The sequence below is a fragment of the Streptomyces sp. NPDC047072 genome (assembly GCF_040643855.1).
Taxonomy (GTDB): domain Bacteria; phylum Actinomycetota; class Actinomycetes; order Streptomycetales; family Streptomycetaceae; genus Streptomyces.
The window spans coordinates 1-26,815 of record NZ_JBEYVC010000146.1; the positions used below are offsets into that span (position 1 = coordinate 1).

General features: G+C 71.8%; 26 protein-coding genes. 13 read left to right on the forward strand and 13 right to left on the reverse strand.

What is annotated here, in order from left to right:
* A partial coding sequence (locus ABZ896_RS39715) for an ATP-binding protein (protein WP_360940025.1) occupies positions 1 to 1,422 on the reverse strand: 1,422 nt, incomplete at its 3' end.
* A 138-nt stretch (positions 1,423 to 1,560) separates the two neighbouring features.
* Here ABZ896_RS39715 and ABZ896_RS39720 point away from each other — a divergent pair.
* Positions 1,561 to 2,856 carry an alpha/beta hydrolase-fold protein gene (locus tag ABZ896_RS39720; protein ID WP_360940027.1) on the forward strand — a complete coding sequence of 432 codons (1,296 nt, stop codon included), beginning with the start codon at positions 1,561 to 1,563 and terminating at the stop codon, positions 2,854 to 2,856.
* Between the two features lie 90 nt (positions 2,857 to 2,946).
* On the forward strand, positions 2,947 to 3,630 hold the full coding sequence (locus ABZ896_RS39725) for an IMP cyclohydrolase (RefSeq protein WP_360940029.1): 684 nt from the start codon (positions 2,947 to 2,949) through the stop codon (positions 3,628 to 3,630).
* Here ABZ896_RS39725 and ABZ896_RS39730 read toward each other — a convergent pair.
* On the reverse strand, positions 3,587 to 4,498 hold the full coding sequence (locus ABZ896_RS39730; protein ID WP_360940031.1) for an EamA family transporter: 912 nt from the start codon (positions 4,496 to 4,498) through the stop codon (positions 3,587 to 3,589). The two genes, ABZ896_RS39725 and ABZ896_RS39730, sit on opposite strands and share 44 nt — an antisense overlap.
* A gap of 40 nt (positions 4,499 to 4,538) precedes the next feature.
* Between ABZ896_RS39730 and ABZ896_RS39735 the strand changes: the two genes are divergently transcribed.
* Positions 4,539 to 5,060: a MarR family transcriptional regulator gene (locus tag ABZ896_RS39735; RefSeq protein WP_360940033.1), complete on the forward strand. Its 522-nt coding sequence runs from the start codon at positions 4,539 to 4,541 to the stop codon at positions 5,058 to 5,060.
* A 9-nt stretch (positions 5,061 to 5,069) separates the two neighbouring features.
* Here the strand turns inward: ABZ896_RS39735 and ABZ896_RS39740 are convergent, their stop codons facing one another.
* On the reverse strand, positions 5,070 to 6,311 hold the full coding sequence (locus ABZ896_RS39740; protein ID WP_360940035.1) for a helix-turn-helix domain-containing protein: 1,242 nt from the start codon (positions 6,309 to 6,311) through the stop codon (positions 5,070 to 5,072).
* Between the two features lie 192 nt (positions 6,312 to 6,503).
* Between ABZ896_RS39740 and ABZ896_RS39745 the strand changes: the two genes are divergently transcribed.
* The 4 genes from ABZ896_RS39745 to murF all read left to right on the forward strand — a co-directional run bounded on the left by ABZ896_RS39745 (position 6,504) and on the right by murF (position 10,843).
* Positions 6,504 to 7,274 (forward strand): SDR family NAD(P)-dependent oxidoreductase, encoded by a 771-nt coding sequence (locus ABZ896_RS39745; RefSeq protein ID WP_360940037.1) that lies wholly within the window; start codon positions 6,504 to 6,506, stop codon positions 7,272 to 7,274.
* Positions 7,275 to 7,334: 60 nt separating this feature from the next.
* The gene (locus ABZ896_RS39750) at positions 7,335 to 8,039 is read left to right on the forward strand and encodes a Clp protease N-terminal domain-containing protein (protein WP_360940039.1); all 705 of its coding nucleotides are present in this window, start codon (positions 7,335 to 7,337) and stop codon (positions 8,037 to 8,039) included.
* Between the two features lie 255 nt (positions 8,040 to 8,294).
* A complete protein-coding gene (locus tag ABZ896_RS39755) occupies positions 8,295 to 9,461 on the forward strand; it encodes a D-alanine--D-alanine ligase family protein (protein WP_360940041.1) in 1,167 nt (388 codons plus the stop codon).
* Positions 9,458 to 10,843 (forward strand): UDP-N-acetylmuramoyl-tripeptide--D-alanyl-D-alanine ligase, encoded by a 1,386-nt coding sequence (gene murF, locus ABZ896_RS39760; RefSeq protein ID WP_360940043.1) that lies wholly within the window; start codon positions 9,458 to 9,460, stop codon positions 10,841 to 10,843. The genes ABZ896_RS39755 and murF overlap by 4 nt, the downstream gene beginning before the upstream one ends.
* Positions 10,844 to 10,958: 115 nt before the next feature.
* On the opposite strand, the gene ABZ896_RS39765 is transcribed toward murF, so the two are convergent.
* Together ABZ896_RS39765 and ABZ896_RS39770 are read right to left on the reverse strand one after the other, a co-directional pair.
* Positions 10,959 to 11,180, reverse strand: a complete 222-nt coding sequence (locus tag ABZ896_RS39765) for a helix-turn-helix transcriptional regulator (protein ID WP_360940045.1) — start codon at positions 11,178 to 11,180, stop codon at positions 10,959 to 10,961.
* Complete coding sequence (locus tag ABZ896_RS39770; RefSeq protein ID WP_360940047.1) at positions 11,180 to 11,671, reverse strand: DUF2975 domain-containing protein; 492 nt, start codon at positions 11,669 to 11,671, stop codon at positions 11,180 to 11,182. The genes ABZ896_RS39765 and ABZ896_RS39770 overlap by 1 nt, the downstream gene beginning before the upstream one ends.
* A gap of 309 nt (positions 11,672 to 11,980) precedes the next feature.
* On the opposite strand from ABZ896_RS39770, the gene ABZ896_RS39775 reads away from it, so the two are divergent.
* Together ABZ896_RS39775 and ABZ896_RS39780 are read left to right on the forward strand one after the other, a co-directional pair.
* The gene (locus ABZ896_RS39775) at positions 11,981 to 13,108 is read left to right on the forward strand and encodes a hypothetical protein (protein ID WP_360940049.1); all 1,128 of its coding nucleotides are present in this window, start codon (positions 11,981 to 11,983) and stop codon (positions 13,106 to 13,108) included.
* 15 nt (positions 13,109 to 13,123) lie between these two features.
* Entirely contained in the window at positions 13,124 to 14,119 is a 996-nt protein-coding gene (locus ABZ896_RS39780; RefSeq protein ID WP_360940051.1) for a hypothetical protein, read from the forward strand.
* Here ABZ896_RS39780 and ABZ896_RS39785 read toward each other — a convergent pair.
* Positions 14,109 to 15,236: an amidohydrolase gene (locus ABZ896_RS39785; protein WP_360940053.1), complete on the reverse strand. Its 1,128-nt coding sequence runs from the start codon at positions 15,234 to 15,236 to the stop codon at positions 14,109 to 14,111. The genes ABZ896_RS39780 and ABZ896_RS39785 overlap by 11 nt on opposite strands.
* A gap of 208 nt (positions 15,237 to 15,444) precedes the next feature.
* On the opposite strand from ABZ896_RS39785, the gene ABZ896_RS39790 reads away from it, so the two are divergent.
* On the forward strand, positions 15,445 to 16,638 hold the full coding sequence (locus ABZ896_RS39790; RefSeq protein WP_360940055.1) for a DUF2235 domain-containing protein: 1,194 nt from the start codon (positions 15,445 to 15,447) through the stop codon (positions 16,636 to 16,638).
* Positions 16,639 to 16,674: 36 nt separating this feature from the next.
* On the opposite strand, the gene ABZ896_RS39795 is transcribed toward ABZ896_RS39790, so the two are convergent.
* The gene (locus ABZ896_RS39795; RefSeq protein WP_360940057.1) at positions 16,675 to 17,142 is read right to left on the reverse strand and encodes a helix-turn-helix domain-containing protein; all 468 of its coding nucleotides are present in this window, start codon (positions 17,140 to 17,142) and stop codon (positions 16,675 to 16,677) included.
* A gap of 92 nt (positions 17,143 to 17,234) precedes the next feature.
* Here ABZ896_RS39795 and ABZ896_RS39800 point away from each other — a divergent pair, with 92 nt between their 5' ends.
* Complete coding sequence (locus ABZ896_RS39800; protein WP_360940059.1) at positions 17,235 to 17,735, forward strand: PaaI family thioesterase; 501 nt, start codon at positions 17,235 to 17,237, stop codon at positions 17,733 to 17,735.
* Positions 17,736 to 17,916: 181 nt separating this feature from the next.
* On the forward strand, positions 17,917 to 19,317 hold the full coding sequence (locus ABZ896_RS39805; RefSeq protein WP_360940061.1) for an MFS transporter: 1,401 nt from the start codon (positions 17,917 to 17,919) through the stop codon (positions 19,315 to 19,317).
* 39 nt (positions 19,318 to 19,356) lie between these two features.
* Here ABZ896_RS39805 and ABZ896_RS39810 read toward each other — a convergent pair whose 3' ends face one another.
* From ABZ896_RS39810 to lnt, 4 genes are all read right to left on the reverse strand, one after another.
* Positions 19,357 to 21,276: a GAF domain-containing protein gene (locus ABZ896_RS39810; protein ID WP_360940063.1), complete on the reverse strand. Its 1,920-nt coding sequence runs from the start codon at positions 21,274 to 21,276 to the stop codon at positions 19,357 to 19,359.
* Positions 21,277 to 21,344: 68 nt separating this feature from the next.
* Positions 21,345 to 22,160 carry a 3-hydroxybutyrate dehydrogenase gene (locus tag ABZ896_RS39815; protein WP_360940066.1) on the reverse strand — a complete coding sequence of 272 codons (816 nt, stop codon included), beginning with the start codon at positions 22,158 to 22,160 and terminating at the stop codon, positions 21,345 to 21,347.
* Positions 22,161 to 22,214: 54 nt separating this feature from the next.
* Positions 22,215 to 22,694: an NUDIX domain-containing protein gene (locus ABZ896_RS39820; RefSeq protein WP_360940068.1), complete on the reverse strand. Its 480-nt coding sequence runs from the start codon at positions 22,692 to 22,694 to the stop codon at positions 22,215 to 22,217.
* Positions 22,695 to 22,761: 67 nt separating this feature from the next.
* Positions 22,762 to 24,375 (reverse strand): apolipoprotein N-acyltransferase, encoded by a 1,614-nt coding sequence (gene lnt, locus ABZ896_RS39825; RefSeq protein ID WP_360940070.1) that lies wholly within the window; start codon positions 24,373 to 24,375, stop codon positions 22,762 to 22,764.
* A gap of 240 nt (positions 24,376 to 24,615) precedes the next feature.
* Between lnt and ABZ896_RS39830 the strand changes: the two genes are divergently transcribed.
* Positions 24,616 to 25,683: an O-antigen ligase family protein gene (locus ABZ896_RS39830; RefSeq protein ID WP_360940072.1), complete on the forward strand. Its 1,068-nt coding sequence runs from the start codon at positions 24,616 to 24,618 to the stop codon at positions 25,681 to 25,683.
* A gap of 12 nt (positions 25,684 to 25,695) precedes the next feature.
* On the opposite strand, the gene ABZ896_RS39835 is transcribed toward ABZ896_RS39830, so the two are convergent.
* Both ABZ896_RS39835 and ABZ896_RS39840 read right to left on the reverse strand, forming a co-directional pair.
* Positions 25,696 to 26,241, reverse strand: a complete 546-nt coding sequence (locus tag ABZ896_RS39835; protein WP_360940074.1) for a hypothetical protein — start codon at positions 26,239 to 26,241, stop codon at positions 25,696 to 25,698.
* 92 nt (positions 26,242 to 26,333) lie between these two features.
* Positions 26,334 to 26,815: aspartate/glutamate racemase family protein (locus ABZ896_RS39840; RefSeq protein WP_360940076.1), on the reverse strand; the 482-nt coding region annotated here is incomplete at its 5' end.

A 26,815-nucleotide genomic window follows, 5' to 3' on the forward strand; every position in this document is an offset into this window, starting at 1 on the left:
GCGGGCGCCGATGGTGGTCAGCAGGATCAGACGGCCGCCCTCGAAGGGCCCGCCGACCCGGCCGGCGTTCGCCCGGAACTCGTCGATGATCTGCTCGGCCAGTTCAAGGCGGGCGCGCACCCGCTGGCGCGCGGAGGCCGAGCGGACGAGCACGGCCCCGGCGGCCTCGCCCGCCTCCTCCGACCGTCCTGCGTCGCACGCGAACTCGGCCGCGGCCAGCAGCCGTTCGGCGTGCTCCGACGGGTGGTCGGCCGGGGTACGGCGGGCCGCGAGTCCGGCCAGTTCGACGGCCGCGTCGAGGGAGCCGTCACGCCGGGCGGACTCGGCGGCGGCGGTCAGGACGCGGGCCGTCTCCTCGTCCTCGTAGGGGTGGGCGAGCGCGAGATGCCGGGCCCGCTCCACGGGTCCGGTCACCGCGCGGGCGAGCAGTGCGTGCGCCTGACGCCGGTCGTGCTCCGAGGCGTCGGCGTGAACAGCCGCCCGCAGCACGGGGTGTGGGAACCGTACGGTCCCGTCGGCATCGGCGGTGGCGACGCCGAGCCGTTCGGCCTCCGCGAGGTCGGCGGCGGGGTCGGTCAGGCCCGCGGCGCGCAGCAGGGTGAGGGTCGGGCGGGTTGCCGCGCTCGCCGCGAGGAGAGCGAGCCGGGTGGCCTCCGGCAGCGAACGGGCCCGCGCCAGAAGGAGGTTGCGCAGGCCGGGCGGCACCGCGACGAAGTCGGCGGACGCCGGGGCGTGCAGGGCGGCACGTCCCAACTCCCGTGCGTACAGGGGGTTCCCGGCGGCGGTGTCCTGGATCGCACGGAGCAGCGCCGGGGGCAGTTCGGCGCCGAGTTCGGCGCGCAGGAGGGCGGCCGTCTCGGGATTCGTCAGGGGCGGTACGGCGAGTTCGGCGGTGCCCGGCGGGCAGTAGCGCAGCCGTTCGGGCAGGCCGCCCTCGGCCACGCGTTCGGCGGCGAGCACTCGTGTGCCGGTGCCTTCGAGTCGTCGTACGACGAAGGCGAGGACCTCGGCGGTCGGCCCGTCCAGCCACTGGAGGCCGTCGACGACCAGCAGGACGGGGCCGTCGGCGGCCATGGCCCGCACGATGTCCAGGGTCGCGAAGCGCACCGCCAGGCGACCGCGGCCGTCCGGCGGCTCATGGCCGCGCAGCAGGGCCGCCCGCAGTGCCGCCCGCGGCTCGGGCGGCAGGGCCTCCAACCGGCTCTCCGGGACCGTGGTGAACAGGTCGACGAGCCCCGCGTAGGGCAACCGGGCGTCCTCCTCGGCGGGCGCGCAGCGCAGGACGGTGTCGGCGGTCTGTGTGAGAGCGGCCACAAGGGCGGACTTGCCGATTCCTGCGGGGCCGTGCAGGAGCACACCCGGGTGGGCCGTGAACTGCGCCCGGGCGGCGTCGAGCAGCGCCCGGCGCCCGGTCAGAAACATGTGCTCATGACAACGTTCGTCGAATGAGCTTGTCAAATGACCTTTTGCCTGAACTGCTGGTTACGGAACGCGAAACGCCATTCCTCCCTCCTCCTGTGCGTAAGAACTGTGCGCGGGGAAAGTCAGGGACTGAGCGACATGGGTTTGACCAGCCGAACGACCGTGTGGGCGATGGTGGCGTTGGCCGCCCTGTGTGTGGCACTGCTGGTCTGGCTGTGGCCACGCTTCGCCAAGCCGGGGCTCTGGCAGGTACTGGGGCGGCTGGCGGCGATCGGTGTGACGCAGGTGACGATCGTGGCGGCGTTCGCGTGCGGGGTGAACTCGTCGTACCAGTTCTTCGGCTCCTGGGGTGAGCTGTTCGGGGACGTCGACACCGCTCCCGTCGGTGTGACGCAGGCTTCCGACGGCACAGCCACGGTGAACGGCATCAGCAGCGTCCACGGCAGGCTCGTGCAGCCGGCCGGTGACCAGCAGCTGAGCCGGGTCCACGGACTGCCCGACGGGCCGCCCGCGGTCACCGGGCGGGTGGAGTCGGTCAAGATCATCGGTCGGCGCACCGGAGTGGTCGATCCGGCGTTCGTCTATCTGCCGCCGCAGTACTTCCAGAAGGCGTACGCTCGCCAGCGCTTCCCCGTGATCGTCGCGCTGAGCGGGTATCCGGGCAGCATCTTCAACCTCGCGCAGCATTTGCGGGTGCCGCAGACCGTCGCGGAGCTGCAGGCCAGGGGGCAGATGCAGCCGACGATCGTGGTGATGATCCGGCCCACGATCGCCCCGCCGCGCGACACCGAGTGCGTGAACGTACCCGGGGGGCCGCAGACCGAGACGTTCCTCGCCAAGGATCTGCCGCAGGCGATCAGGTCCGTCTACCGGGCGGGCCACTACGCGAGCTCCTGGGGCGTCATGGGGTACTCCTCGGGCGGCAGCTGCGCCCTCCAGCTCACGATGCGCGACCCCGGTGTCTACACCACGGCCGTGGCGCTCTCCCCCGACTACAAGGTCAAGGACGACCCCACCACCGGGAACCTCTTCGGTTCGGGACCCGGCCGCCAGGCCCGGATCGACGGGCACGACCTGATGTGGCGGCTGAAGCACCTGCCCGTGCCGCAGGTCTCGGTCCTGGTCGCCCACAGCAAGCATGGCGAGAAGGGCTACGGCGAGACTCAGGCCTTCATCAAGGCCGTCAAGGCGCCGATGCGGGTCGCCTCGATCCTCCCGGAGAGCGGCAGCCACAACTTCCCGACCTGGCTGCGGGAGATGCCGGCGGCCCTGACCTGGATGAACACCCAGCTGACCTTCCCCCAGGACGTCACACCCCAGCCCCGCCCCAAGCGCACCACCCTGGCGGACCCCACTCCCTCGCACCGCCCGAGCCACACTCCCCTCAGGACGGAGGCCACGGAACCCAGGCCGTCGAAGGAGGCCGGCCAGTAGCCGTCATGGGCCCCTATGACGCACAGCTCGATGGACTTGGATGGCTTCGGCAGCCGGACGACGTGAAAACGCGACGCACGAGAGGGCACAGTGGACTTGTTGAAGGACGCGCTGGCGGGGAACTCCTATCCGGGTCGTGGGGTGCTGTGGTGCACGGTCGGGGACGGGACCAGGGTCGGGGGCTACTTCCTCACCGGGCGCAGTGCCGCCTCTCAGGCGCGCACGCTGCGGCTCACGCCCGAGGGCGAGTTGGTCGTCGCCCCGTCCGATGTGCGTGAGCACGACAGCCTTCGGCATTACGTCGCCGCCCGGCTGGGCGGCGAGCGGCTGGTCTTCGGCAACGGGGAGCAGGTCTCGACCGTCGCCGACCGGCTGGACGACGGTCTCGCCCCGCTCCTGGCGCTGGACGGACTGGACTACGAACCGGATCCGCCGATCTTCACTCCCCGCCTCACAGTGATCGCGGACGGCGGGGAGCGCGGTCAGGCGTGGCTGGGGGCCGCGCGGCGCAGCGCCGGGGCCCGGACCACCACCGACCGACTCACCCTCGGCGTCAGTGACTTGGCCCCTGGCGAGGGCGTGCTGATGACGACCTACAGTTCGCGGGGGTCTCAGATCGCCACCGGCGTCCCGTTCACGGAGGTCCGCACCACCGCCCGGACCCGCCACGACCTCCTCGACGAAATCTGGTCCGCGCTGCCCCCACAACTCCGCGTCGCCGCGGCCGTCTTCACCCCGGGAGACCTGCCGAACGCCGAGATCCGCCAGGCGTGACCCGTCCGCCGTCGCGCGGACGCGCACGCGCGGGACGGCCGAGGGTGACTCCGGCCAGGACCAGGACCAGCCCGCACAGTTGCTGCGGGGTGAGCCCCTCCCCCGCGACCGCGACACCGAGCAGCACACCTGTCACGGGGTTGAGGAGGCCGATCAGCCCCACGGTCCCCGCCGGCAGGTGTCGTAGTCCGGTGAACCACGCGGCGAAGGCCAGCGCCGTGGCCACCAGGGTGACGTAACCGAAGGCGAGAGCGCTCGACGGGGAGAGCGCGGGCGGTGCGCCCTCCACGACCCCGGCGACCGGGAGCAGCAACAGTCCGCCGAAGGTCAACTGCCAGGCGGTGGAGTCCAGGACGTCGGCGCCGTCGCTCCACCGCTTGGTCAGCAGGTGACCGAAGGACGACGTCAGCAGGGCGGCCACCGACGCGAGCACTCCCGGCACGCTCACTCCCCCGGCCCCGGTGAGCAGCATGAGACAGACTCCGGCAAGCCCGATCGCCGCACCGCCCAGGTGGGCGACCCGGGGCCGTTCGGACACCATCGGCCAGGCCATGAGCATCATCGTCAGCGGCGACAGCGCCATCACCGTCGAGGCGATGCTCGTCGGAAGCAGTTGCGAGGCGACGTAGACGAGGACGAAGAACACGCTCACGTTGAGCAGCCCCAGCACCGCGGACCGCCACCACCACACGCCGTGCGGCCGCCGCCTGCGCAGACCCAGCAGGACGAGGCCCGCGGGCAGCGCCCGCAGGGCGGCGCCGTACAGCGGGCGGTCCGCGGGGAGGAACTCGTGGGTGACGTAGTAGTTCGTCCCCCAGGCCACCGGCGCGACGGCCGTCAGCGCCACCCACCGCAAGTTACCTTCCATGGAAGCCAATATAACTTCTCGGGAAGCTAATATGACCCCCATGGAAGAACCGCAGTCGTTGGACCACGTGGCCCGCATCCAGGCCGACTGGCGTCGCGAGCGTCCCGACCTGGACGTCGGCCCGCAGGGAGTGATCGGCCGGCTGCACCGGCTGGGCGACCGCCTCACCGCGAACCTCTGCCTCGTCTACGACCGCTACGGCCTCGGCGAGGGAGAGTTCGACGTCCTGTGCGCCCTGCGGCGCGCCGGGGAGCCCTACGAGCGGGCGCCCGGCGAGCTCGCCGCGCACACCATGGTCACCACCGGTGCGATGACCAAGCGGATCGACCGGCTGGAACGGGCCGGACTGGTCACCCGCCGCCGCGCCGACGACGACCAGCGGGGCCGGATCGTCGCCCTCACCACCCCCGGTCGCGACCTCATCGACCGGGCGTTCACCGAGCACATGCAGAACGAACGCCGACTGGTGGATCTGCTGACCCCCGCCGAGACCGCGGCACTCGAAACCCTCCTCACGGCCTGGCTGTCCCGCCTGGAGCAGCCGGTACCCGACAAGGGGTGAAGCCCCGGGTCAGTCCGCGGCGGACCTCAGCGCGAGGATCAACTCCAGCCGTGAGCCAGGGTCGTTGAGGGCGTCACCGAAGAGCTTCTCCAGCTGCCGCAGGCGATAGCGGACGGTCTGCGGATGCACCCGCAGCCGGGTCGCCACCTCCGGGACGTTGCCCCCGCCGAGCAGCCAGGCCAGCAGGGTCTCCCGCAGCCGGGCGCGCTGTGCCTCCGGCACCGCGTCGAGGGGGCGCAGGGCACGGGCCGCCAGGAGATCCAGCAGCGCTTCGTCGTCGTACAGGAGCAGGGTCGAGAGGTGGTCGGCGCACCTCAACAGCCCCTGCCCGGGCAGGACTCCGCGCTCGGCGAGGCGCAGGGCGCGGGTCGCCCAGCGCAGCGACCGCGCGGCCGCGGCAAGCGGAACCGTGGGGCCGAGCGCCGCCGGACGGCCGCGCGACGCGAGGCCGAGTGCCCGGTCCCCGAACCGGCCCGCACCCTCCGGGTCGGGCAGCAGCAACCGCGGCGGATGCGCGCGGAGATCGGCCAGGGCGCCCACGGGGACGGCGAACGGCTCCCCCGCGTCCCCGCCGTTCACGTACGGCTTTCTCTCATCCCCGCCCTCCGCGTACGGCTCTCCCGCGAACACCACCACGGCGACCCGCTCCGGTACGGTCCACCGCGCGCCGTGGGCGAGTTGCCGGACCGCCTCCATCGGCGCCGGTGGTTCGCCGAGCAGCGCGTCGAGCAGGGACCGCCGCCGGCGTTCCAGTTCCTCGGAGTCGGACAGGCGTGCCTCGCCGTAGCCGGCCGCGGCGGCCTCGGTCACCTCGTGGACGGTCCGGAAGGCCAGCTCGCCCAGTGTCGACACGAGGGCCGGGTCCAGGCCCAACTCGTCGGCGGTACGGCCCATTCGGCGCCAGGCGTGCAGACCGCCGACGCGCACCGCGGACTGGAGTGCGTCCAGGCTGCGGCCGGCCAGGGCCGCGTTCCACCCGATCTCGTAGTACGTCGCCGCGATCGCGTCGCTGCGGTCGTCCGGGTCACAGACGCGGTCGACGAAGAGGGTCAGCGCCTGGACGACTCCGGTGCGCAGCCTGCCGTCGACCGACTCGCCCGGTTGCGCGTAGTCGGGCACCTGTCTTCGGATCTCCTCCTCCACCTCCTCGGCCACAGAGGCGAGTTGGTCCCGCAGACAACGGGCCAACCGAGGAGGCACGGAGACGGCCGGACGGTCGTCCGGTGTGCCGTGCGGGGTGGGTAAGGCCATCGGCTGTGCCTTTCGCCCGAATGCGATGCGTGGGGGAAGCGTGGCACCCGCCGGGACGCGGGGTCCCCTGTGAGACGAACGGACCCCCTGCCGCGTTCCGCGGACCGCCCGGCGCTCCTGGGCTGCTCTGGGGCCGCCACATCCTGTCCACTCCCTCCGCTTAGGCTGCGACCCCACGAGCGGAGGGACATCATGGCGCGTATCACCGACAGGACGGTTCTGATCGTCGGCGCTTCGTCGGGTATCGGCGCCGACGTGGCGCGCCAACTCGCCCGGGGCGCCAACCGGTTCGTCATCACGGCACGGCGGGCGGGTGAACTCGCCGCGGTGGCCGAGGAGATACGGGCCGCGGGCAGCTCCTGTCTGGACATCCCGGCGGACGCACGGGACCCGCGGGCGGCCGCCGACGTGGTGGCGGCCGCCGTCGAGCGCTACGGCTCGATCGACATCGTCCTCCTCAACGCCGGTCAGGGACCGGACCTGCGGATGGACCGGGTGAGCGTGGCGGACGTCTCGCGGATCATGGCACTGAACTACGACGTCCTGGTCAACTACCTCGTCCCGCTGATCGAGCGGATGCGCGCGCAGCCCGACGGCGGCCTGATCGCCCACACCAACTCCCTCGCGGGGCTGATGGGGATCCCGCGGCAGGGGCCGTACTCCGCGGCAAAGGCCGCCGCCCGTACGCTCGTCGACACCGCGCGCGCCGAACTCGCCCCCCAGGGAATCCGGTTCACCTCCCTGCACCCGGGCTTCGTCGCCACCGACCGCATCAGCGGGGACGGTCTGCCCAAGCCGTTCCAGATCAGCCAGGAGCGGGCGGCCCGGTACGTCGTACGCGCCCTGGAGAGGGAACCGGCGCAGGCGTACTTCCCCTGGCCCACGGCGACGCTGGTCCGCACCCTGCGCACGCTCCCGACGCCGGTCTCGGCGTGGGTGCTGCGGAAGCTGGCCGCCGGGTAGTCCGAAAATGAGCGTCAACTACAGATTGACGATACTCAATCGTCAATCTACGGTTGACGCATGACCCCACTCAACATCAGCCTGGCCGACCTGATCGCCCGCCTCGACGAGGAACTCCCCGCCGCCGACGCTCTCGCCCGTATCAGCGAGGCGCACCTGCGCGCCCAGACCCTGTCCGACCTCGGTGACCAGCTCATCGACCACTACGTCGTCCAGGCCAAGCAGGGCGGCGCGTCGTGGACCGAGATCGGCGACGCCATCGGGGTGTCCAAGCAGGCCGCCCAGCAACGCCACACCCCCACCCCGTTCGAGCGGTTCACCCACCTCAACCGGCACGGCATCGTGCTGGCCCAGGAAGCCGCGCGCACGCACAAGCACGACACCATCGGCACCGAACACCTGCTGCTCGGCCTGCTCGGCGAACCGAAGGGCCTGGCGTACGAGATCCTCACGACGAAGGCCGGGTCCGAGCAGCGTGTCCGCGACGCGGTCGAGGAGGCCCTGCCGCCCGCCGGACAGAAGGCCCTGAGGGGCCACATCGCGTTCCGCGCGGACAGCAAGGAGGCGATCGGCCAGGCGTCCCGCGCGTCGGCCGACCTCGGTCACGACCGGGTCGGCACCGAACACATGCTCCTGGGCCTGATCCGCACCCAGGAGGGCCCGGCCGCGCGGATCCTGCGCGACCTCGGCTTCACCTCCGAGGAACTGCACGAAACGGTCAGGAACGAGATCACCAAACGGTCCGCTCCGCGCGACAAGCAGTAACGAAACGATCACCCGTCGCGGTCGTCGATCAGCCCCTCCCGGGGGCAATGCCACCAGGTCGGAAGATCTCGGTATCCTCGCGAGCAACAGGCAGCCGGCACCTGGGCAATCAGGCGCCGGTCGACTGACCCGGGGGCGGCTCGTGGCATGGGGCCGTCCCACCAGAAAGAGTCTGACGGCACTTCCGTACTTCTCCGGTAACCCATCCCGGCGCCGCGGGGGACGACGGCTGAGCTGTGCGACGGAAGGAATCGCGTGGGTACTCCAGGAAACATATCGGCAGCGCAGGACGAGCCGATCTGCGTCGGCGTGGTGTTCGGCGGTCCGTCCGCCGAGCACGAGGTGTCGGCCGCCTCGGCGCTGGCGGTCATCCGTGGACTGCGCGGCACCCGGTTCCGCACCGTCGCCATCGGCGTGGGCAAGGACGGGCTCTGGAGGCTTCCCGCCGCCGAGACGGTCGAGAAGGCCGCGACCACCAAGCACGAGGGGCCCGCGATCCAGGACCGGCTCACCGCCGAGGGCCCCCTGGTCGAGCTCCGGCACGGCGGCCGCCTGGTCTCCTCCGACTCCCCCGAGACGGTCGTCGAGCAGCTCGACGTCGTCTTCCCCGCCCTCCACGGGCCCTACGGTGAGGACGGCGTGATCCAGGGCTACCTGGAGGCCCTCGGCGTGCCGTACGTGGGCGCCGGCGTCGGCGCCTCGGCGGTCGGCATGGACAAGGTCGCCATGCGGCGGGCGTTCGCCGCCGACGGCATCCCGCTCGTCCCGGGTGTCTGGTGCACCCGGCGCCAGTGGCAGCACGACAAGGACCCGCTGGAGGCCGAGGGCGCCCTGCCCTGGCCCCGATACGTCAAGCCGGCCAGCATGGGCTCCTCCATCGGCGTCTCGCGGGTGGACGGACCGGCCGAGCTGACCGCGGCCGTCGACCAGGCGTTCCTGTACGACGACGTCGTCCTCGTCGAGGAGGGCATCAACGAGGCCAGGGAGCTGCTGGTCGGCGTCATCGGCGACGCCGACGAGGTCGAGGCCTCCGTGGCGACCGAGCGCCAGGTCCGCGGCGGGCTCTCCGACTACGACCAGAAGTACGTCTCCGGGGCCACGGTCTCCGCGCCCGCGGAGGTGCCGGACGAGGTCGCCGCCGAGGTGCGCGAGCTGTCGATCCGGGCGTTCCGCGCCATCGGCGGCGAGGGCCTGGCCCGGGTCGACTTCCTGTACGACGAGGCCGCAGGCAAGGTCTACATCGGCGAGATCAACACGATGCCCGGGTTCACCGGACTCTCGGCGTTCGCCAAGGGCTGGGCCGCGAGCGATCTGCCGTGGGACCGGCTGCTGGTGCGCCTCATCGACCTCGCCTTCGCCCGACAGGCGGTCGCGCGTGAGCGTGCCCGCCGTCTCGAACTCGCCGCCGAGGAGGCGCGATGATCCCTCTGACGCTGGCGGAGATCGCCCGGGTCGTGGACGGAACGGTGCCCGACGGCACCGATCCCGAACTCACCGTCACCGGCCCGGTGGTCACCGACTCCCGCGAGGTGGCGTCCGGCGCGCTGTTCGCCGCCATCGTGGGAGAACGCAGCGACGGCCACGACTTCGCGTCCGCGGTGTACGCCGCCGGCGCCGTCGCGGTGCTGGGCTCCCGTCCCGTGGACGGGCCGTGCGTGGTGGTGGCCGACGTGGTCGCCGCGCTGACCGAACTGGCCCGGTACGTCCGGGAGCAGCTGAGCCCCGTCGTGATCGCGCTCACCGGCTCGGTGGGCAAGACCACGACCAAGGACATGCTCGCCCAGATCTTCGAGCACGAGGCGCCCACGGTCGCCACCGCGGGTTCCTACAACAACGAGATCGGGCTCCCGCTGACGGTCCTGCGGGCCGGCCACGAGACGCGCTACCTCGTCCTGGAGATGGGCGCCGCGAAGCCGGGTGACATCACCCATCTTCTGCGGGTGGGACAGCCGCAGATCGGCATGGTGCTCAACGTCGGGACGTCACATCTGCTCACCATGGGCGGAGTCGAAGGCGTCGCGCGGACGAAGGGCGAGATGGTGCGGGGCCTGCCCGCGGCGGCGGAGGGCGGGATCGCGGTCCTCAACGCCGCCGACGAGCGCGTCGCCCCCATGGCACGGGAGACGCCCGCCGAGGTGCGGTTCTTCGGAGACGGCCAGGACTCCTCGGTGTGGGCGCGGGACGTGACGCTCGACACCGAGGGCCGTGCCTCGTTCACCCTGCACACCGCGACGGAGCAGGCCCCGGTGCGGCTGCACCATCTCGGTGAGCACCAGGTCGCGAACGCGGTGGCCGCCGCGTGCGCCGCGACCGCCGCCGGTCTTCCGCTCGACCGGATCGCCGCCGCTCTGAGCGGCGCGGTGCCTCGTTCGCAGGGGCGGTTCGAGATCAAGGAGCGTCCCGACGGCGTCACCGTCATCGACGACGCGTACAACGCCAACCTGGCCTCCATGCGGGCGTCGCTCCAGACGTTCGCCAGGATGGCGGGCGAGCGCCGCAAGGTCGCCGTGCTCGGCGAGATGATGCACATGGCCGAGGACACGGTCCGCCATCACACGTCCATCGGCACGCTGACGCACTCGCTCGGTGTCGACACGCTCGTGGTGGTGGGCAAGGGCGACGGACCGGACGCCATCGCGGCCGCCGCGCGTGAGGCCGGCGGGTCCGTGCACGCCGTACCGGACCTCGACGACGCGATCGCCCTGCTCCGGGAATCCCTGCGCCCGGGCGATGTCGTCCTGATCAAGGGCTCCAGCATCGTGGGTCTGTCGGCCGTGGCGAAGGCGCTGCACGAACCGGCCTGACGAGCGGGACGCCGGGCAACGGCGGCTGAGCCTAAAAGCGAACGTGCCCGGCCCGATGCGGTGTGCATCGGGCCGGGCGCGTCGGCGTCGGACGCCAACTCCCGTCCGGGCCAGGTCAGTCGACGACGACCTCCGCGGCCTCCCACCGCAGCAGATCGCCCGGCTGGCACTCCAGCACCTCGCACAGCGCGGCCAGCGTCGCGAACCGAACCGCCTTGGCGCGGCCGTTCTTGAGGACCGCCAGGTTGGCGGGCGTGATCCCCACGCGGTCCGCCAGCTCGCCCACGGACATCTTCCGCTTGGCGAGCATCACGTCGATGTCGACGGCGATCGGCATCAGATCACCTCGTCCAACTCGGCCTGCATGCGCGACGCTTCGACATCGCGTGCGACGGCCTGGACGAGCAGCATGCGCAGCACCAGCACGACGAGCGCGACCCCGAGGACGGCCAGGCCGATCCCGCCCATGATGACGGTGACCCCCGGATCGTCCCGCTGGCCGGGCGCGTTGACGGCGGTGACCGCGAACCAGACGAGGGCGGCCGCCACGATCGCGCCGATCACGCCGTCGACGTACCGGAAGGCCTCGTGGGAGAACACCGTCCCGCGGCGCACCATCGTCACCAGCCGCCACACGCAGCCCACCGCGACCTGGACCGCCACCAGACCCAGGATCGTGAACACGCGGAACGCGGTCAGCGGCAGCGAGCCGTCCTCCGGGTCGTTCCCGCTCACCAACACCCACACCATCAACACCTGCACGAGCACGGTGCCTGCGAGCACCACCGCGAGTACGGCACGCAGCGCACGCACTGTCAGCTTCCCCATGACCCATCCTTCTATCGACGCACGATGGGAATCTATCGAAACTCGATAGGCAAATCAAGACCGCAACTGGGCCGACTCCCCACGGCGTCCCACGCTGTGAGGCGGTACCGTAGCCCTCACATTGGCGCGAATTGGCCGATCGGGCCGAAGGGAAGGGTGGTGATAGTGGACTCTCCAGTTGCGGCTTCGTACGACGATTTGCAATCGTTGCCGGCGCTTTTCGAAGCGGTTGCGAACGGGTTCGTCCCTGAGCGCGGGAGTTCGTGGCAGGCGCTGCGCGCTCTGTTCCAGGCCACGGAAATCGGCCTGGTGAACCTGGGGGAGCTGGCGGCCGCAGCTGTGAACAGGCTCAGGGCCGAGGACGAGGCGGGCGCCGCCCGATGCCTCGAGTGGATGGCCGGCTTCGGCCGTGTGTGGAACGAACTGGCCTGGCTCGTACGGGACTTCTCCCCCCTCGACGAGGAGGACGGCGCGCACACCCTCGCCGTCGTCGATTCCCCGTCCTGGCGGCATCTGGTGAACGTGGAGCGGGAGCTCGCCCAGGAGTTGAAGCCGCTCGTGGACTCCGCGCAGGCGGTGCAGTGGAAACGCCATGTGCTGCGCTATGTGATGCTGCAACGGGCGTCACTGGAGTACTCCTGCGTGGGCGGGGCGCCAAGGGGGTATGACGACTTCGTGCAACCGGAAGCGGTGCGCGCGGCCGTGCGGGAGCGGCAACTGCCCGGGGACACGGTGTTCATGCAGTTCCGGGCTGCCCATCAGATGCCGGAGCTGCTGGTACAGGTGGTCAACGACCACCTGGAGCGTGCTGTCGACTCGATGGGGGACGAGGAGGAGCGCAGGGCCGTGCCATTGCTCAGGCGGGCGGACCGCCTCCTCGACGCCGTCGTACGCATGACGGATCTGCTGGTGGATCAGATGACGACCGAGGAGTACCACGAGATCCGCGTAGCCCTCGGACTGACCAGCGGAAGCCATTCCGCCGGACTGCATTTCGAACTCATGCGGGACCTGTATCCCGCACTGGCGCGGAAATCGCAGGGCGGGTCTCACGAAATCCAGCGGCTGACCCGGACGATCGGGCTGCACATCGACCGGTGGCGGCTCGGGCACATGAACCTGCCGCGCACGAACCTCGGCGGCGCGGACACCGGAACCAGAAGTCTCACCGGCGCCACCGACGCCCTGCAGACGGTGGCGCGGATGCGCGAGGCGGGCAGGTCACGCGATCCCTACTCGCAGGCGGACCGGCCGTTTCGGGCCACGGACTGGACATCGGACACTCCACCGCTGTCGGAGATCGAGGGGCGGCTGCTCGCGGACGTCGCCCAGCACACCCAGGAACGCTTCCGGGACGTCCAGGACCGCACCGGGCGCTACGCCGAGTCACCGGGCTTCTCCGCTCCGCCCAAGAGGTGCCCCAACCGGCCGAATTGAGGGGGAAACCAGGCCGTGCCCGAATCCGATCTCCGACGATTCCTCAGGCGTCACTTCACCGCCATCGACCTCCTGAAGATCATTCTGTCGCTTGCCTCCGGCTACGGAATCGCGCTGCTGGTGCAGGACACCCGGGTCGGCGTCGGCGTGCTCGCCCTGTGTCTGCTGGCCGCCTCGGGCGCCTTCGCGATCGACCGTCTCAGGCTCGCCACGGAGGACGAGGTCTCCAGCGCGCTGCGGGAGACCAAGGAGCAGGTCCACACCGACCTGAGCACGCTCAATCGTGAGGTCTCGACCCATCTGGCGCGTCTGCGCAACGAGTTGGACCGGCACATCGACCTGGTCCACGCGGGCGTGCGGTTCGTCCCCGACAGCCAGGGCGACGAGGAGGACGGCACGGGGTACGACGTCGCGACGGCCGCCGTCCTCAAGGCCCGTCGGCGCATCTACGTGGTCAGCGACTACAGCCCGCCCGAAGGGGAGGGTGCGACGCTCCTCGACCCGCCCGACAACAGGTCCGAGTATCTCGACGCCATAGAGGACTGCCTCACCGAGCGACTGACCGCCAACGGCAGGCCCGCCGTCCCCCTCTCGTACCACCGGCTGATCCAGCGGCCCCCCGAGATCTACGCCGAACTGGTCCAACGCTCCGTGAACGGCGTGGAGTTACGCCGTGAGGACATGGCGGGCGACCTCCAGGCGTTCGAGCATCTGGCCCGGGTCATGGACATCGCCAGGCGGGCCGGGGCCAACCGCCGGATCGACATCCAGATGCGGGTGATCCCGTTCCTGCCGAACTGCCCGTCGATCCTGCTGGTCGACGACGAGGAACTGCAGTTCACCATCCCGACCCGCATCGACCAGCCCGGCGACCGCTTCGCCCTGCTCGGGCTGCACGGTGTGATGGTGATGGAGGACCGTGCCTCCGGGACCCAGCTCTGCGACCACTTCGGCAGTCTGTTCGGCCGTCTGAAGACCAAGTCGCTGCCCATAGTGAAGGTCAGGGTGTGAGGCCGCCCCCTGTCCTGGTGACCGCCGCCAGATAGCCCAGCGCCTGTGCCCGGGCCACCTGGCCGACCACGTCGTCCGGAGGCATGAAGAAGGGGTTGTGCAGACCGGCCGGGACGAAGTCCGGGCCGCTGTCCAGACCGACGAAGATCATCACCGATGGCCAGCGGGTGCCGTAGCGGGCGAAGTCGTCCCCGCCGCAGGACCGCCACGGCTCGGCGAGCCGGACACCGGCCCGCTCCGCCAACCTCCTTACGGCCAGGGTCAGTCGGGGGTCGTTGACCAGCGCGGGCTCGTCCCGGGTCTGCCGTACGGAACCGGCGCAGCCGTGTGCCTCGGCGACCTGGGAGACGACCGTGTGTAGGAGCTTGCGCAACCTCTCGTGGTCGTCGGTGTTCATCGCGCGCAGGGTTCCCAACGCCCGTGCGCTGGACGGGATGACGTTCTCGCCGGAGCCGGCATCGAGGCAACAGATGCTCAGGACCGCCGGGTTGAGCGGGTCCACGCGGCGGCCGGTCATCGTGTGCAGCGCCACCACCACCTGGGCGAGGGCCAGCACCGGGTCCAGGGTCGTGTGCGGATAGGCGCCGTGTCCGCCCCTGCCCTCGACCAGGATCTCGAAGCCGTACGTGGCCGCGTTGACCGTCCCTGGATCCGCGCCCAGCGATCCCCAGGGGATCTCGGGGTGCACATGGACGCCCACGGCCGCCCGGACGGCCCCGACCGACTCGTCGTCCTTCAGGACCTCCTCGGCCCCGGACGGGGCGCGCTCCTCACTCGCCTGGAACACCCCGAGCAGCGGCGCCGGCAGCCTGTCCCGCAGCCGGTGCGCCGCGCGGACCAGTGCGACCAGCGCGGCACAGTGCACGTCGTGTCCGCAGGCGTGCATCCGTCCGTTCGTGGCGGCGTGGGCGACTCCGGTCTCCTCGCGCAGCTCGATGCCGTCGAGCTCGGCGCGGACCAGGATCTCGGGTCCCGGGCCGCCCACACGTGCCACCACGTTGGTCGTGCTGTTCACGAACCTCGCCGGGACGGGCAGCGACTCGGCGACGAGACGCGCGGTGGCGAACTCCTGCCCGCCCAACTCCGGTGTCGCGTGCAGCTCTTGGCGAAGGGACACGGCGAAGGGGAGCTCTTCGTCCACAGCCCTCACGAGGTCCGGCAGCACAGCGCCTCCGTCCACAGCACGATCCGAGCATGGCAACGGGGGCGGGCGCTGTACAGCCCGGCGTGGCGACGAGTGCCTCGCGTGGCGGCGCCCCGGTTGCGGTGCAAGCATTGATGGTGGTGCTGTGCACCGCTCCGCGCTCTCGCGAGGAGGTAGGGCCATGGCCAAGCGCCTGGTCGTGTGCTGCGACGGCACGTGGAACTTCGCCGACCAGCCGAGCAAGACCAACGTCGCCAAAGTCGCCCTGGCCCTGCGCCCGGGAACCGTCGGCGGCAAGGAGCAGCGCGTCTACTACCACAGCGGCGTCGGCACCCAGCGGCACGAGCGGCTGCGGGGCGGCGCGCTGGGCGTCGGGCTCTCCCAGAACGTCGTCGCCGCCTACCGGTTCCTCGTCGAGACGTACGAACCCGACGACGAGCTGTTCCTCTTCGGCTTCAGCCGGGGCGCGTTCACCGCCCGCAGCCTGGCCGGACTGCTGCGCAACTGCGGTGTGCTGCGACGGGACCACGCCGACCGGATCCCGGAGGCCTGGGAGTTGTACCGGAACCGGCTGGAGAAACCGAACGGCGCGGCGGCCACGCTCTTCCGCCGCTCGTACGCGCGGGAGACGGAGATCCGCTTCATCGGGGTGTGGGACACGGTCGGGGCCCTCGGCATCCCGGTGCCGGACGCGGCGCTGCTGCGGCCTGCGGTGGACCGGTTCAACCGCCGCTGGGCGTTCCACAACACCGAGTTGAGCAGCTGGGTCCGGTCCGCGTTCCACGCCCTGGCCGTCGACGAGCAGCGCTCGGCGTTCCGGCCGACCCTGTGGCACCGGCAGCCCGGCGCCGACCAGCAGGGCCAGGAGCTCAAGCAGGTCTGGTTCGCCGGAGTGCACTGCGATGTCGGCGGCGGCTACAAGGACGCGGGCCTCTCCGACGTCACCCTGCTCTGGATGGTCGACCAGGCCCGCAGATACGGTCTCTCTTTCGACGCCGACGCCCTCGGCGGGACCGGGCCGAAGGTGATGAAGCCCCAGGAGAGCATCGACTTCCGGGTACGGCCCGACGGTTCGGGCCTGCTGCACTCCTCACGTACGGGCCTGTACCGACTGTCCAAACCACTGCACCGCCCGCTGGGCGCGGCGACGGACGACAAGGGCGAGCCCGACGGGAACGAGTTCCTCGCGGTCCCCACGAAGGCACGCTACGACCAGGACCCGGCTTATCGACCACCTGAGCTGCAGCGCTACCTCGCCGATCAGGACCGGGTACGCCTGGAGCCGGTCCTCCTCCCGGACCTGGCCGCGGGCCTTCCCCCGATGCCGTCGGGGGCACCGACGGATCCATCCAAGGGACTGCATCGGGCTCCGTGAGCCCGACACGGGGAGGGCGGTGCGTCACTCGGAGCTTCACGCCCGTCGGCGTGCACCGGGACCGGGTCGGGCGATGACCTCCCTGGGGGTGAGCGCGACGCGATCCGTCGGGCACTCGACGACGGCTCGGACCAGCGTGCCGCACTCCGCGTGCCGCATGTCCATGACCGGGCCTTCGGGATCCGCGGCGTATGTGTCACCCCACTGTCGCAGTGCGACGAGCACGGGCCACAGGTCCCAGCCCTTGCGGGTCAGCCGGTACTCGTTGCGGGACCGGCTGCCCGGTTCACGGTAGGCGACGGTCGTCAGGACACCGGCCGCGGTCAGCTTCCGCAGCCGGTCGCTCAGAACCGCCTCCGACAGGCCGATGTGCCGCCGGAAGTCGTCGAACCGGCATACCCCGCAGGCGACGTCCCGCACGATCAGCAGCGTCCATTTCTCGCCGACCAGATCGAGCGTGCGCTGGACGGGGCAGTTCTCCGTGCTGACCTCAAGCCACTCCATCGCTCCATGCTAGAGGCTGGCTTCACCTTTGACAGTCAGAGAAGCCGCAGGCTAGCTTCAATCGACGAAGTCAGCTGAGAGGATGCCAAGTCATGGGACGGTCACGCACCTACGAGTGGGGCGACCCCTCGATCACCGCCGCTGCCGTGGGGCGCGTCTCGGGCCTGGAGTTCCTGCGCGAGGTGCAGTCGGGGAAGCTGCCCGGGGCGCCCATCGCGGCGACGCTCGACTTCACCGTCGACGAGGTGGACGAAGGCCGGGTGGTCTTCTCGATCATGCCGGGCGAGGAGCACTACAACCCGATCGGCAGCGTGCACGGCGGCGTCTACGCCACCCTGCTCGACTCGGCGACCGGCTGCGCCGTGCAGTCCACGCTCCCGCCGGGAATGGGCTACACCTCACTCGACCTCACCGTGAAGTTCCTCAAGCGGATCACCGCGGACACGGGTCGGGTCCGGGCCATCGGCACGATCATCAGCCGAGGCCGCCAGACCGCCCTCGCCGAGGCCAGGCTGATAGACGGGAAGGACCGCCTGCTGGCCCACGCCACCAGCAGCTGCATGCTGTTCCCGGTGCCGGCGTCCACGGTCTGAGGGGGAGCGCTTCCACTCGGCGGAGGCCGGTCCGTCAACCAGCGCCCCATGCCGGGACATAGGGGCCCCACGCACAACAACGCCCCGAAGTATGGTGCCCCACCACATGTGCCCTTGACCTGCCCCTTCCTACGGTGTGCGAACACGTACCGTCCCCACCGCACACGAGGAAGTGGCGTACATGGCCTCCGGAACCACCGCTCCCCCACCACCCGCCAACCTCCGTCGCATCGTCGCCGCCAGCCTCATCGGCACGACGATCGAGTGGTACGACTTCTTCCTGTACGGCTCCGCAGCCGCCCTCGTCTTCAATGAGCTGTTCTTCCCGGGCTCCGATCCGCTCGTCGGCACGCTGCTGTCCTTCCTGACCTACGCCGTCGGATTCGCCGCCCGACCGCTCGGCGCACTGGTGTTCGGGCACTACGGCGACCGGCTCGGACGCAAGAAGCTGCTGGTGCTGAGTCTGCTGCTGATGGGCGGGGCGACCTTCGCGATCGGCCTGCTGCCCACGCACGCGACCATAGGCACCGCCGCTCCGGTACTGCTGACCGTCCTGCGCCTGGTGCAGGGCTTCGCGCTCGGCGGCGAGTGGGGCGGCGCCGTCCTGCTGGTGTCCGAGCACGGTGACGCCCGCCGTCGCGGCTTCTGGGCCTCCTGGCCACAGACCGGCGCACCGGCGGGGCAACTCCTCGCCACGGGCGTCCTGTCGCTGCTGACGGCCGTCCTGTCGGACTCCGCGTTCGGCAGCTGGGGGTGGCGGATCCCGTTCCTGCTCTCCGGGGTCCTGGTGGTCGTCGGTTTGTGGATTCGTCTCTCTGTCGATGAATCCCCGGTTTTCCAGCAGGCGTTGGCGCAGGCCGAGTCCCGCAAGGCGGCCCGGGAGGAGGAAGCCGAGAAGCTGCCGGTCGTCTCCGTGCTGCGGCACCACTGGCGCGACGTCCTGGTCGCGATGGGCGCACGCATGGCGGAGAACATCAGCTACTACGTCATCACGGCGTTCATCCTCGTCTACGCCACCACCTCGGCCGGCGTCTCCAAGCAGACCGCGCTGAACGCGGTGCTGATCGCCTCCGCCGTGCACTTCGCGGTGATCCCCGCCTGGGGCGCGCTGTCGGACCGCGTCGGCCGCCGCCCGGTGTACCTGCTCGGCGCGGCCGGTGTGGGGCTGTGGATGTTCCCGTTCTTCCGGCTGATCGACACCGGCGGCTTCGGCAACCTGATCCTCGCCGTGACCGTGGGACTCGTGCTGCACGGCGCGATGTACGCGCCGCAGGCCGCCTTCTTCTCCGAGATGTTCGCGACCCGGATGCGCTACTCCGGTGCCTCCATCGGCACCCAGTTCGCCTCGGTCGCCGCGGGCGCCCCGGCCCCGCTGATCGCCACCGCGCTGCTGGCCGACTACGACAGCTCCACCCCGATCGCCCTGTACGTCATCGGGGCGGCCGTCCTCACGCTGATCGCCGTCGGTGTCGCGAAGGAGACCCGGCACCGGGATCTCGCGGACGTCGAGCCGACGACCGACGACCGGGTGCCCTCGGGAGCGGACGCCACGGCACGGGCCGTGGACACCCACACCGCCTGACCGTCCGGCAGCCCCCCGTACGCCCACGCGTGCGGGGGTTCACTGTCTCGCGGGTCCCGACAACCGGTGCAGCCGCAGGGCGAGTTGGATCTCCAGAACCCGCTCCGGACTCTGCCAGTCCTCCCCCAGCAGCCGGCCCACCCGCTCCAGGCGCTGGGCGACCGTGTTGACGTGGACGTGCAGGACGTCCTTGGTGCGGGCCGGGCTCATGCCGCCGGCGAAGTAGGCGTCCAGGGTGCGCACTAGATCGGTGCCCCGGCGCTCGTCGTAGGCGACGACCCGGCCGATGGTGCGCTCGACGAATCCCTCGATGTCCCGGTCCCCGGCCAGCAGCAGACCGAGGAACCCGAAGTCCTCGGCGGCCGCGCCGTCTCCCGTACGGCCCAGCAGGCGCAGGGCGTCGAGGCAGCGGCGCCCCTCCTCGTAGGCGGCGGCCACGGCGTCGGGGCGGGCGGCGAGGTCCCGGACCGGGGCGGATGCGCCGACGGTCACCGCTTCGTGGACCGCGGTGGTGAGGTGCCCTGCGGTGCGGCGGGCCAGTGCGGTGGCGGTGTCGCCGTCGGTGAGCGGCAGCAGCAGGACGGTGCCGCCGTCGCGGGCCGCGGCGAGGCCCTGCCGGGTGGCGGCGAGGTGTGAGGCGGCGGACCACAGGCGTCGCCGGGCGGCCGCCTCCTGGTCCGCGTCGGCCGTGTCACCGTCCAGGCGCGCGGCCAGCACCACATGGGTGGCGTCGAGGTCGGCCTTCAGCCGCGCGGCCCGCTCGCGCAGCAGGCGCGGGTCGCGGTCCCGGGCGTCGAGCAGGTCGTCCAACAGCTCGCCGCGCACCCGCTGTTCGGCCTCGGCGGCGGAGCGCCGGGCGAGCAGCAGCAGCGAGGTGACCATGGCGGCCCGCTCCAGGGTGCGCTGGTCGACGGGATCGAGCCCGGGATGGCCGCGCAGCACGAGCGCCCCGAGGAGTTCGCCACCGGCGGCGACGGCGGCGATCCAGTCGTCCTTGTGCCGCACCGCGTGCCCTTCGGCGCGGGAGGTCTCCAGCGGTCCCGTCGGCGCCGTGTCGGTGAACTCGACCGTGCCGTCGAGGATCTCGGACACGGCGGCCGCCACATCGTGCACCCCGCCTCCGCGCAGCACGAGTTCGGCGAGCCGGTCGTGGACGTCGGAGGCGCGCTCGATGACTCCGCTGCGGTCCCGGATGATCTCGTTGGCCCGCTCCAGTTCGTTGAGGGCCGAGCGGGTCTCGGCGAGGAGGTTCGCGGCGTCGATGGCGGCCGCGGCCAGCGCGGCGAAGGAGCCGAGCAGGGCGGTCTGTTCGCGCTCGAAGACCCGGGCGCGCCGGTCGGCGGCGAACAGCACCCCGATGACGTGGTGCCCCAGCGTCAGCGGCACGCCCAGGATGGCGACCAGGCCCTCGTCCCGAACGCCCGCGTCGATGGTGAGGGTGTGCCGGAAGCGGTCGTCCTTGAAGTAGTCGTCGGTGACGTACGGGCGGGCGGTCTGGGCGACCAGGCCGCCGAGCCCCTCGCCCATGCCGAGCCGCAGCTGCTGGAAGCGGGCCGCGACCGAGCCCTCGGTGACCCGCATGTAGGTGTCGCCGCGCTTGGGGTCGTTCAGGCTGAGGTAGGCCACGTCGGTGCCGAGCAGCGAGCGGGCGCGCTGCACGATCGCCTGGAGCACGGCGTCCAGGTCGCGCAGTCCGGCCAGGTCGTGGGCGGTCTCGAACAGGGCCGACAGCTCGGCCTCGCGTCTGCGCCGCCCTTCCAGTTCGGAGCGCACGCGCAGCGCGAGCCGTTTGGCCGCTTCGAGCGCGGCGACGCGTTCGGCCGACCTGCCCTCGGCCCGGGCGAGGAGCGTCGGCTGCTCGTAGACGTCGGCAGAGGCGCCCCTGGCCAGCAGTTCGAGGAAGGGGACCTCGGCGCTGTCCAGGGAGGGAGCTGCGGGCTGCACGTGATCGCGGGACATGTCCTCAGGATTGCTCACCATCCGCTCGCCCCGTCAGGCCTGTGGATAACTCCGCGTCCCTACCGTTTTCAGTGCGCGGTCCAGCCGCCGTCGAGGACCAGGGACGTGCCGGTCACGAAGGACGCGTACGGGCCGCACAGGTACGCCACGGCCTCGGCGACCTCCTCGGGTTCGATGAGCCGCTTGAGCGCACTGTCCTGGAGGAGCACCTCGGACACCACACGGTCCTCGCAGATACCGTGCGCCCGGGCCTGGTCGGCGATCTGCCGCTCGACCAGTGGGGTGCGCACATAGGCGGGGTTCACACAGTTCGAGGTCACACCGTGGGGGGCGCCTTCCAGGGCGACCGTCTTGGACAGTCCCTCCAGACCGTGTTTGGCGGCCACATAGGCCGACTTGTAGGCGGAGGCGCGCAGCCCATGGACCGAGGACACATTGACGATCCGCCCCCAGCCCTGTCCGTACATGTGGGGCAGCGCACCACGGACCAGGCGGAACGGCGCCTCCAGCATCACGGTGAGCACCGTGTGGAACACCTCGGGCGGGAACTCCTCGACGGGGCGCACCAGTTGCAGCCCGGCGTTGTTGACGAGGACGTCGGTGCCCGCGGCGGCCTGTTCGGCGGCGTCCAGATCGGTGAGGTCGAGGACGTGCGGCTCGACGGCGCCCGCGAGCCCGGCGAATTCCTCGGTGAGCGCCTCCAGGCCCGCGCCGTCCCGGTCGACCGCCCGCACCTTGGCCCCGGCCGCCGCGAGCCGCAGGACACAGGCGCGGCCGATGCCTCCGGCGGCGCCGGTGACCAGGGCCGTGCGGCCGCCGAGGTCGAGCATGGAGGCGCCAAGGCCACCGGGGCCGAGGCCGGGGAGGACGCTGCGAACGGTCATGGACCGACCCTAGGCAGCGCCCGGCCCGCACCCCATGTGGTCAGAACCCATACTTCACTCGGCAACAGTGGGGTCGAACCATGTGGGTGCTTCCGACAGGGCCAGCTTGATCCGCAGCAGCGCGTACTCGTTCAGCTCCGGCAGCGCGTCCACCGCGAACCAGCCCACGTCCAGGGACTCGTCGTCGTTCACCCGCGCCTCGCCGCCGACGGCCCGGCAGTGCAGCGAGATGTCCATGTACTGGCAGGTGTCGCCGTTGTCGTAGGTGACGGGCTTGAGCGCCTGGACGACCAGGACCCGCTCGACGACGGCGTCGACGCCGGTCTCCTCCTGGATCTCCCGTACCGCGCAGGCCGCCGGCTGCTCCCCCGGCTCCGGGATGCCGCCGATCAGCGACCACTTGCCGGAGTCCGAGCGCCGGTTGAGCAGCACTCTGCCCTCGTCGTCGAGGACGACGGCGCTGACGCCGGGCAGCCAGAGGAGGTCGTGGCCGATGGAGGTCCGCAGTTCACGGATGAAGTCAGGAGTAGCCATGGCCCGACCCTAACCGGCCGCGACCGCCGTCCCGGTGATCTTTCCGGGGCGTACGACCGGCGTACGGCTACGCCTCCCCGGCGCGCCGCCCGCGCAGCCCGGCGCCGATCGCCCAGCCCAGACCGCCCGCGGCGACCAGCACCAGGGCGATCTCCGGAAGGATCCCGAGGCGGGTGGCCGGGGTCTGCGAGGACCGCAGCGGTACCTTCTGCACCAGCGAGGCGGCCACGAACATGCCGGTCCGCTGGGTGATCCGTCCGTCCGGCATGATGATCGCGCTGACCCCGCTGGTCACCGGCACGGTCACGGTCCGGCTGTGCTCGACGGCACGGACCCGGGACATGGCCAGCTGCTGGTAGGTCATCTCGCTGCGGTCGAAGGTCGCGTTGTTGCTCGGGACGGAGATCAGCTGCGCCCCGTCGGTGACCTCCGAGCGCACGGCCCAGTCGAAGGCGGCCTCGTAACAGGTCACCAGGCCCACCTTGGCGTCGGCCATCCGGAAGACGCCCGGCTTGCTGCCCCGACTGAAGTCCTGGCGGACCATGGAGGTCCAGTTCTTGTTGATCGCGCCGACGAGCCCGCGCAGCGGGAGGTACTCGCCGAACGGCTGGATCTGCCGCTTGTCGTAGGTGTCGGTGGGGCCCTTGGCCGGGTCCCACAGGATCTGCTCGTTGTAGAGCTTGCCGTCCCGCTCGACGACGCCGCCCACGGAGATGGGCGCGCCGATGGTCTTGGCCGCCCGGTCGATGGACGCGTAGGCCTCCGCGTCGCTGAAGGGGTCGACGTCGGAGGAGTTCTCCGGCCACAGCACGATGTCGGGCTTCGCGATCTTGCCCGCCTTGACCTCGGCGGCCAGCCGCTCGGTCTCGCGCACGTGGTAGTCGAGCACGGCCCGCCGCTGGGAGTTGAAGTCCAGCCCCGCGCGCGGGACGTTGCCCTGAATGGCCGCGACGGTCACGGTGCCGTCCTCGGCCTTGTCGCTCACCAGGGTCCGCGCGGCCAGCGCGCCCACTACAGGAACCGTCACGCTCAGCAGGGCGACGGCCGCGACGGGGCGCCGTACGGCACCCGTCCCGCGCCGCTCCACGACCAGCCTGACGACCTCGTACAGACCGAAGCCGCACAGGACGACGCCGAAGCCGAGCACCGGCGTGCCGCCGACCGCGGCGAGCGGCAGGAAGACGCCGTCCGCCTGGCCGAACGCGATCTTGCCCCAGGGGAAGCCGTGGAAGGGCACACGCGCGCGTGCCGCCTCTCCGGCGATCCACACGGCGGCGGCCCACAGCGGCCATCCCGGCAGCTTGGACACCGCGGCGACGCCCACTCCGACGAGTGCGACGAAGACCGCCTCGATCACCACCAGCGCGAGCCAGGGACCGGGGCCGACCTCGACGCCGGTCCACACCAGCAGCGGCAGCAGGAAGCCCAGGCCGAAGAGGTAACCGAGACCGAGAGCCGCCTTCCAGCCGCGCCCGCGCAGCACCCAGCCGAAGATCCCGAAGGCCGGCAGGGCCAGCCACCACAGGGTGCGCGGCGGGAAACTGACGTAGAGGAGCACTCCGGAGAGCGCCGCGGCGGCGGCCGGGACGAGACGCAGAAGGCGTGCGCGCCAGGGAGAGACGGGCGCGGGCTGCGGCTCCAGGCGGTCCGACTCGTCCACGGAGGTTGCGGTGACGGTCACTCCGGGAGTGTACGGCGGTTGACCTTGGCCTCGACAGCGCGGTCCGAGGGGTGACCGTGGGCGCGCTCCCAAACCGGGACAGCAGCTTCCTGCGCAACGCCGCGCAACGCGTCCACAAATCGCCCATCAGCGGTTACGGTGTGCCGGAGTCCTGGTCGTACGGGCCGGTAACGCCGGCGCGGTCGGGGCCCGCACAGGTCGGGGGACCGGGGTTCGGGGGGCGGGGTGGGTTCCACGGGGATGAGAGCTGTGGCCGGATCCGACGCGGACGGCGACAGACGAAACGTTTCCGACGTGGTGGGCGTGCTGGTGCTGGGGGCCTGTGCCGCCTGGTCGCTGGTCACGGCGGCCGCGCACGACGGCCGTCCGGAGGGGGTGCTGCTCGCCCTGCTCGCGGTCGCCGCCGGTTACGCGGCCGGCCGGATCTCCGGCGCGCTGCTGCCGGTCGCCGCACCCGCCGTCGCCGCGCTGACCGGGCTCGGACTGGCCGTGGCGCTGCCCCATCTCGCGCCGGGCCCGGAGATCACCACCCCGCTGGGGCTCGCGGGCGCCACGGCCGCCGTGCTGACCCTCTCCGCCGGTGCCGCGTGCTGCGCGGCGTGGGCGACACGGGCACCGGGCCTGGGGCTGGCTCTGCGCCTGGTGGCAGTGGGGATCGCGGCGGCCGCGGCCGCCCTCGGGTCGCTCTCCGGGACGGTGGCCTGCACCGGCGTCCTGCTCTGCTCACTGGCCGCGGGCCGTGTGCGCCGCCGGGGCGCGGGCATCGCCGGGCTCGCGGTCACGGCGACCGTGGTGACGGGCCTGACCTGGGCGGTGGCCGGGAACGCCGTACCGGACGGGCCGGCCGAGTCATTGCGGGGTCAGCTCACCGCGCACCGCATCGAGCTGTGGCACGACGCCCTGCACCTGGCCCGCGAGGACGGTGCGCTGGGCGTGGGCCCGGGCCGGTTCGGGGAGCTGAGCACGACGGCGGCGCAGACACTGGCGTCCGACGGGAAACCGCACTCGGCTCCCCTCCAGCTGGCCGCCGAGCAGGGTGTGGTCGGGGTGGCGCTGCTGGCGGCGGCGTTCTGCTGGCTGCTGTACGCCCTGTGGCGCTCGCCGCGGCCCACGCCGGTCGTCCTGACCGCGGGGGCGGCGCTGACGGCTCTGGCGGCGATCTCCACGGTCGGCAACGCGCTCAGCTTCACCACCGTCTCGGTGGGCGTGGGGCTGCTGGCGGGACTGGCCACGGCGCATCCGCTCGCCGACGAGACTCCGGCCCGGGAGAAGGACGTACGGCGTGAGGACGGCCGCCTGACGCCGTGACCGGAAGAGAGGTCAGTGCGCCGGACCGTGGGCGCCGGACCGCAGCCGGTCCCGGATGATGCGTACGGCGGCCTCCGCGTCGTCCACGGTGATCGTGAACGTGTGGCCGTCCCACAGGCGCAGCACCACACCCTCGCCTCGTCGTACGACGACGGCGGTGCCCTTCTCGGGCCGCCAGCGGTAGCCCCAGCCGCCCCACTGGCGCGGGGTGACGTGCGGGTCGACCTCGGCTCCGGCGACGTGGGTCAGCGGGATCCGGCGGCGCGGCACGCCGATGTGCCCGCAGCGCACCTCCAGGGACTCCATGTCGACCCTGAGGGCCACGTGCACGAACGCGAGGGTGAGGAAGAGGACCAGCAGACCTGCGGCGATGCAGCCGACCACGGACATCACCAGGGGGGCGACGCCGGACGTCCACGCCGAGTCGACGGCCAGCTCGACGCCCAGCGCCACGATCGCGGCGCCGCCGAGCGCGAGCAGCCACTGGATCCGGTTGGAGGCGCGCCCGGTCCAGACGTCGGGATGCGAGGAGTGCTCGCCGTGGGGGTGGTCCCTCATACCTACGAGGTTACTCAGGTTTCGCCGCACGGGTAGCGCGATGGGGAGGGTTGCTGCGCCGGGCGGGGGCGCGGCCGACCCGCTCGCCGCCGTCAGCGCGCGGGCGTGACCGTCTGGAGGAGGCGGCCCTCGGCGTACGCCAGGGCGGGCGCGGGCAGGGTGCCCTCCCGGCCGCTCAGCAGCACCGTGAGCCTGCCCTCGGCCGGAGCCTCGGGGGCGGGCTGTTCGCCGAGGCGACGCAGTGCCTGGGCGGCGACGGCTCCGGCCGAGCCGTGCAGGACCAGCGGCGGGTGGCCGGGACGCTGGACGGCGGCGCGGACGCGCTCGGCGACCAGTTCGTAGTGGGTGCAGCCCAGGACGACGGTCGTCACGTCGGCGGGGGTCAGCGCGGCGGCCGCGGTGACGGCGGCGTCGATCGCGGCCTCGTCCGCGTGCTCCACCGCCTCGGCGAGGCCGTGGCAGGGCACCTCCGTGACCGGCACTCCCCCGGCGAACTCCTCGATGAGACCGCGCTGGTAGGTGCTGCCCGTGGTGGCGGGGGTGGCCCAGATCGCGAAGGGGCCGCCGGCGGCCG

What these genes read in the sequence shown, in the direction of transcription:
- ABZ896_RS39720 (WP_360940027.1), top strand. Translation starts at nt 1,561, where the DNA reads ATGGGTTTGACCAGCCGAACGACCGTGTGGGCGATGGTGGCGTTGGCC.
- ABZ896_RS39730 (WP_360940031.1), bottom strand. Translation starts at nt 4,498, where the DNA reads ATGGAAGGTAACTTGCGGTGGGTGGCGCTGACGGCCGTCGCGCCGGTG.
- ABZ896_RS39735 (WP_360940033.1), top strand. Translation starts at nt 4,539, where the DNA reads ATGGAAGAACCGCAGTCGTTGGACCACGTGGCCCGCATCCAGGCCGAC.
- ABZ896_RS39740 (WP_360940035.1), bottom strand. Translation starts at nt 6,311, where the DNA reads ATGGCCTTACCCACCCCGCACGGCACACCGGACGACCGTCCGGCCGTC.
- ABZ896_RS39745 (WP_360940037.1), top strand. Translation starts at nt 6,504, where the DNA reads ATGGCGCGTATCACCGACAGGACGGTTCTGATCGTCGGCGCTTCGTCG.
- ABZ896_RS39750 (WP_360940039.1), top strand. Translation starts at nt 7,335, where the DNA reads ATGACCCCACTCAACATCAGCCTGGCCGACCTGATCGCCCGCCTCGAC.
- murF (WP_360940043.1), top strand. Translation starts at nt 9,458, where the DNA reads ATGATCCCTCTGACGCTGGCGGAGATCGCCCGGGTCGTGGACGGAACG.
- ABZ896_RS39765 (WP_360940045.1), bottom strand. Translation starts at nt 11,180, where the DNA reads ATGCCGATCGCCGTCGACATCGACGTGATGCTCGCCAAGCGGAAGATG.
- ABZ896_RS39770 (WP_360940047.1), bottom strand. Translation starts at nt 11,671, where the DNA reads ATGGGGAAGCTGACAGTGCGTGCGCTGCGTGCCGTACTCGCGGTGGTG.
- ABZ896_RS39790 (WP_360940055.1), top strand. Translation starts at nt 15,445, where the DNA reads ATGGCCAAGCGCCTGGTCGTGTGCTGCGACGGCACGTGGAACTTCGCC.
- ABZ896_RS39795 (WP_360940057.1), bottom strand. Translation starts at nt 17,142, where the DNA reads ATGGAGTGGCTTGAGGTCAGCACGGAGAACTGCCCCGTCCAGCGCACG.
- ABZ896_RS39800 (WP_360940059.1), top strand. Translation starts at nt 17,235, where the DNA reads ATGGGACGGTCACGCACCTACGAGTGGGGCGACCCCTCGATCACCGCC.
- ABZ896_RS39805 (WP_360940061.1), top strand. Translation starts at nt 17,917, where the DNA reads ATGGCCTCCGGAACCACCGCTCCCCCACCACCCGCCAACCTCCGTCGC.
- ABZ896_RS39810 (WP_360940063.1), bottom strand. Translation starts at nt 21,276, where the DNA reads ATGTCCCGCGATCACGTGCAGCCCGCAGCTCCCTCCCTGGACAGCGCC.
- ABZ896_RS39815 (WP_360940066.1), bottom strand. Translation starts at nt 22,160, where the DNA reads ATGACCGTTCGCAGCGTCCTCCCCGGCCTCGGCCCCGGTGGCCTTGGC.
- ABZ896_RS39820 (WP_360940068.1), bottom strand. Translation starts at nt 22,694, where the DNA reads ATGGCTACTCCTGACTTCATCCGTGAACTGCGGACCTCCATCGGCCAC.
- ABZ896_RS39830 (WP_360940072.1), top strand. Translation starts at nt 24,616, where the DNA reads ATGAGAGCTGTGGCCGGATCCGACGCGGACGGCGACAGACGAAACGTT.
- ABZ896_RS39835 (WP_360940074.1), bottom strand. Translation starts at nt 26,241, where the DNA reads ATGAGGGACCACCCCCACGGCGAGCACTCCTCGCATCCCGACGTCTGG.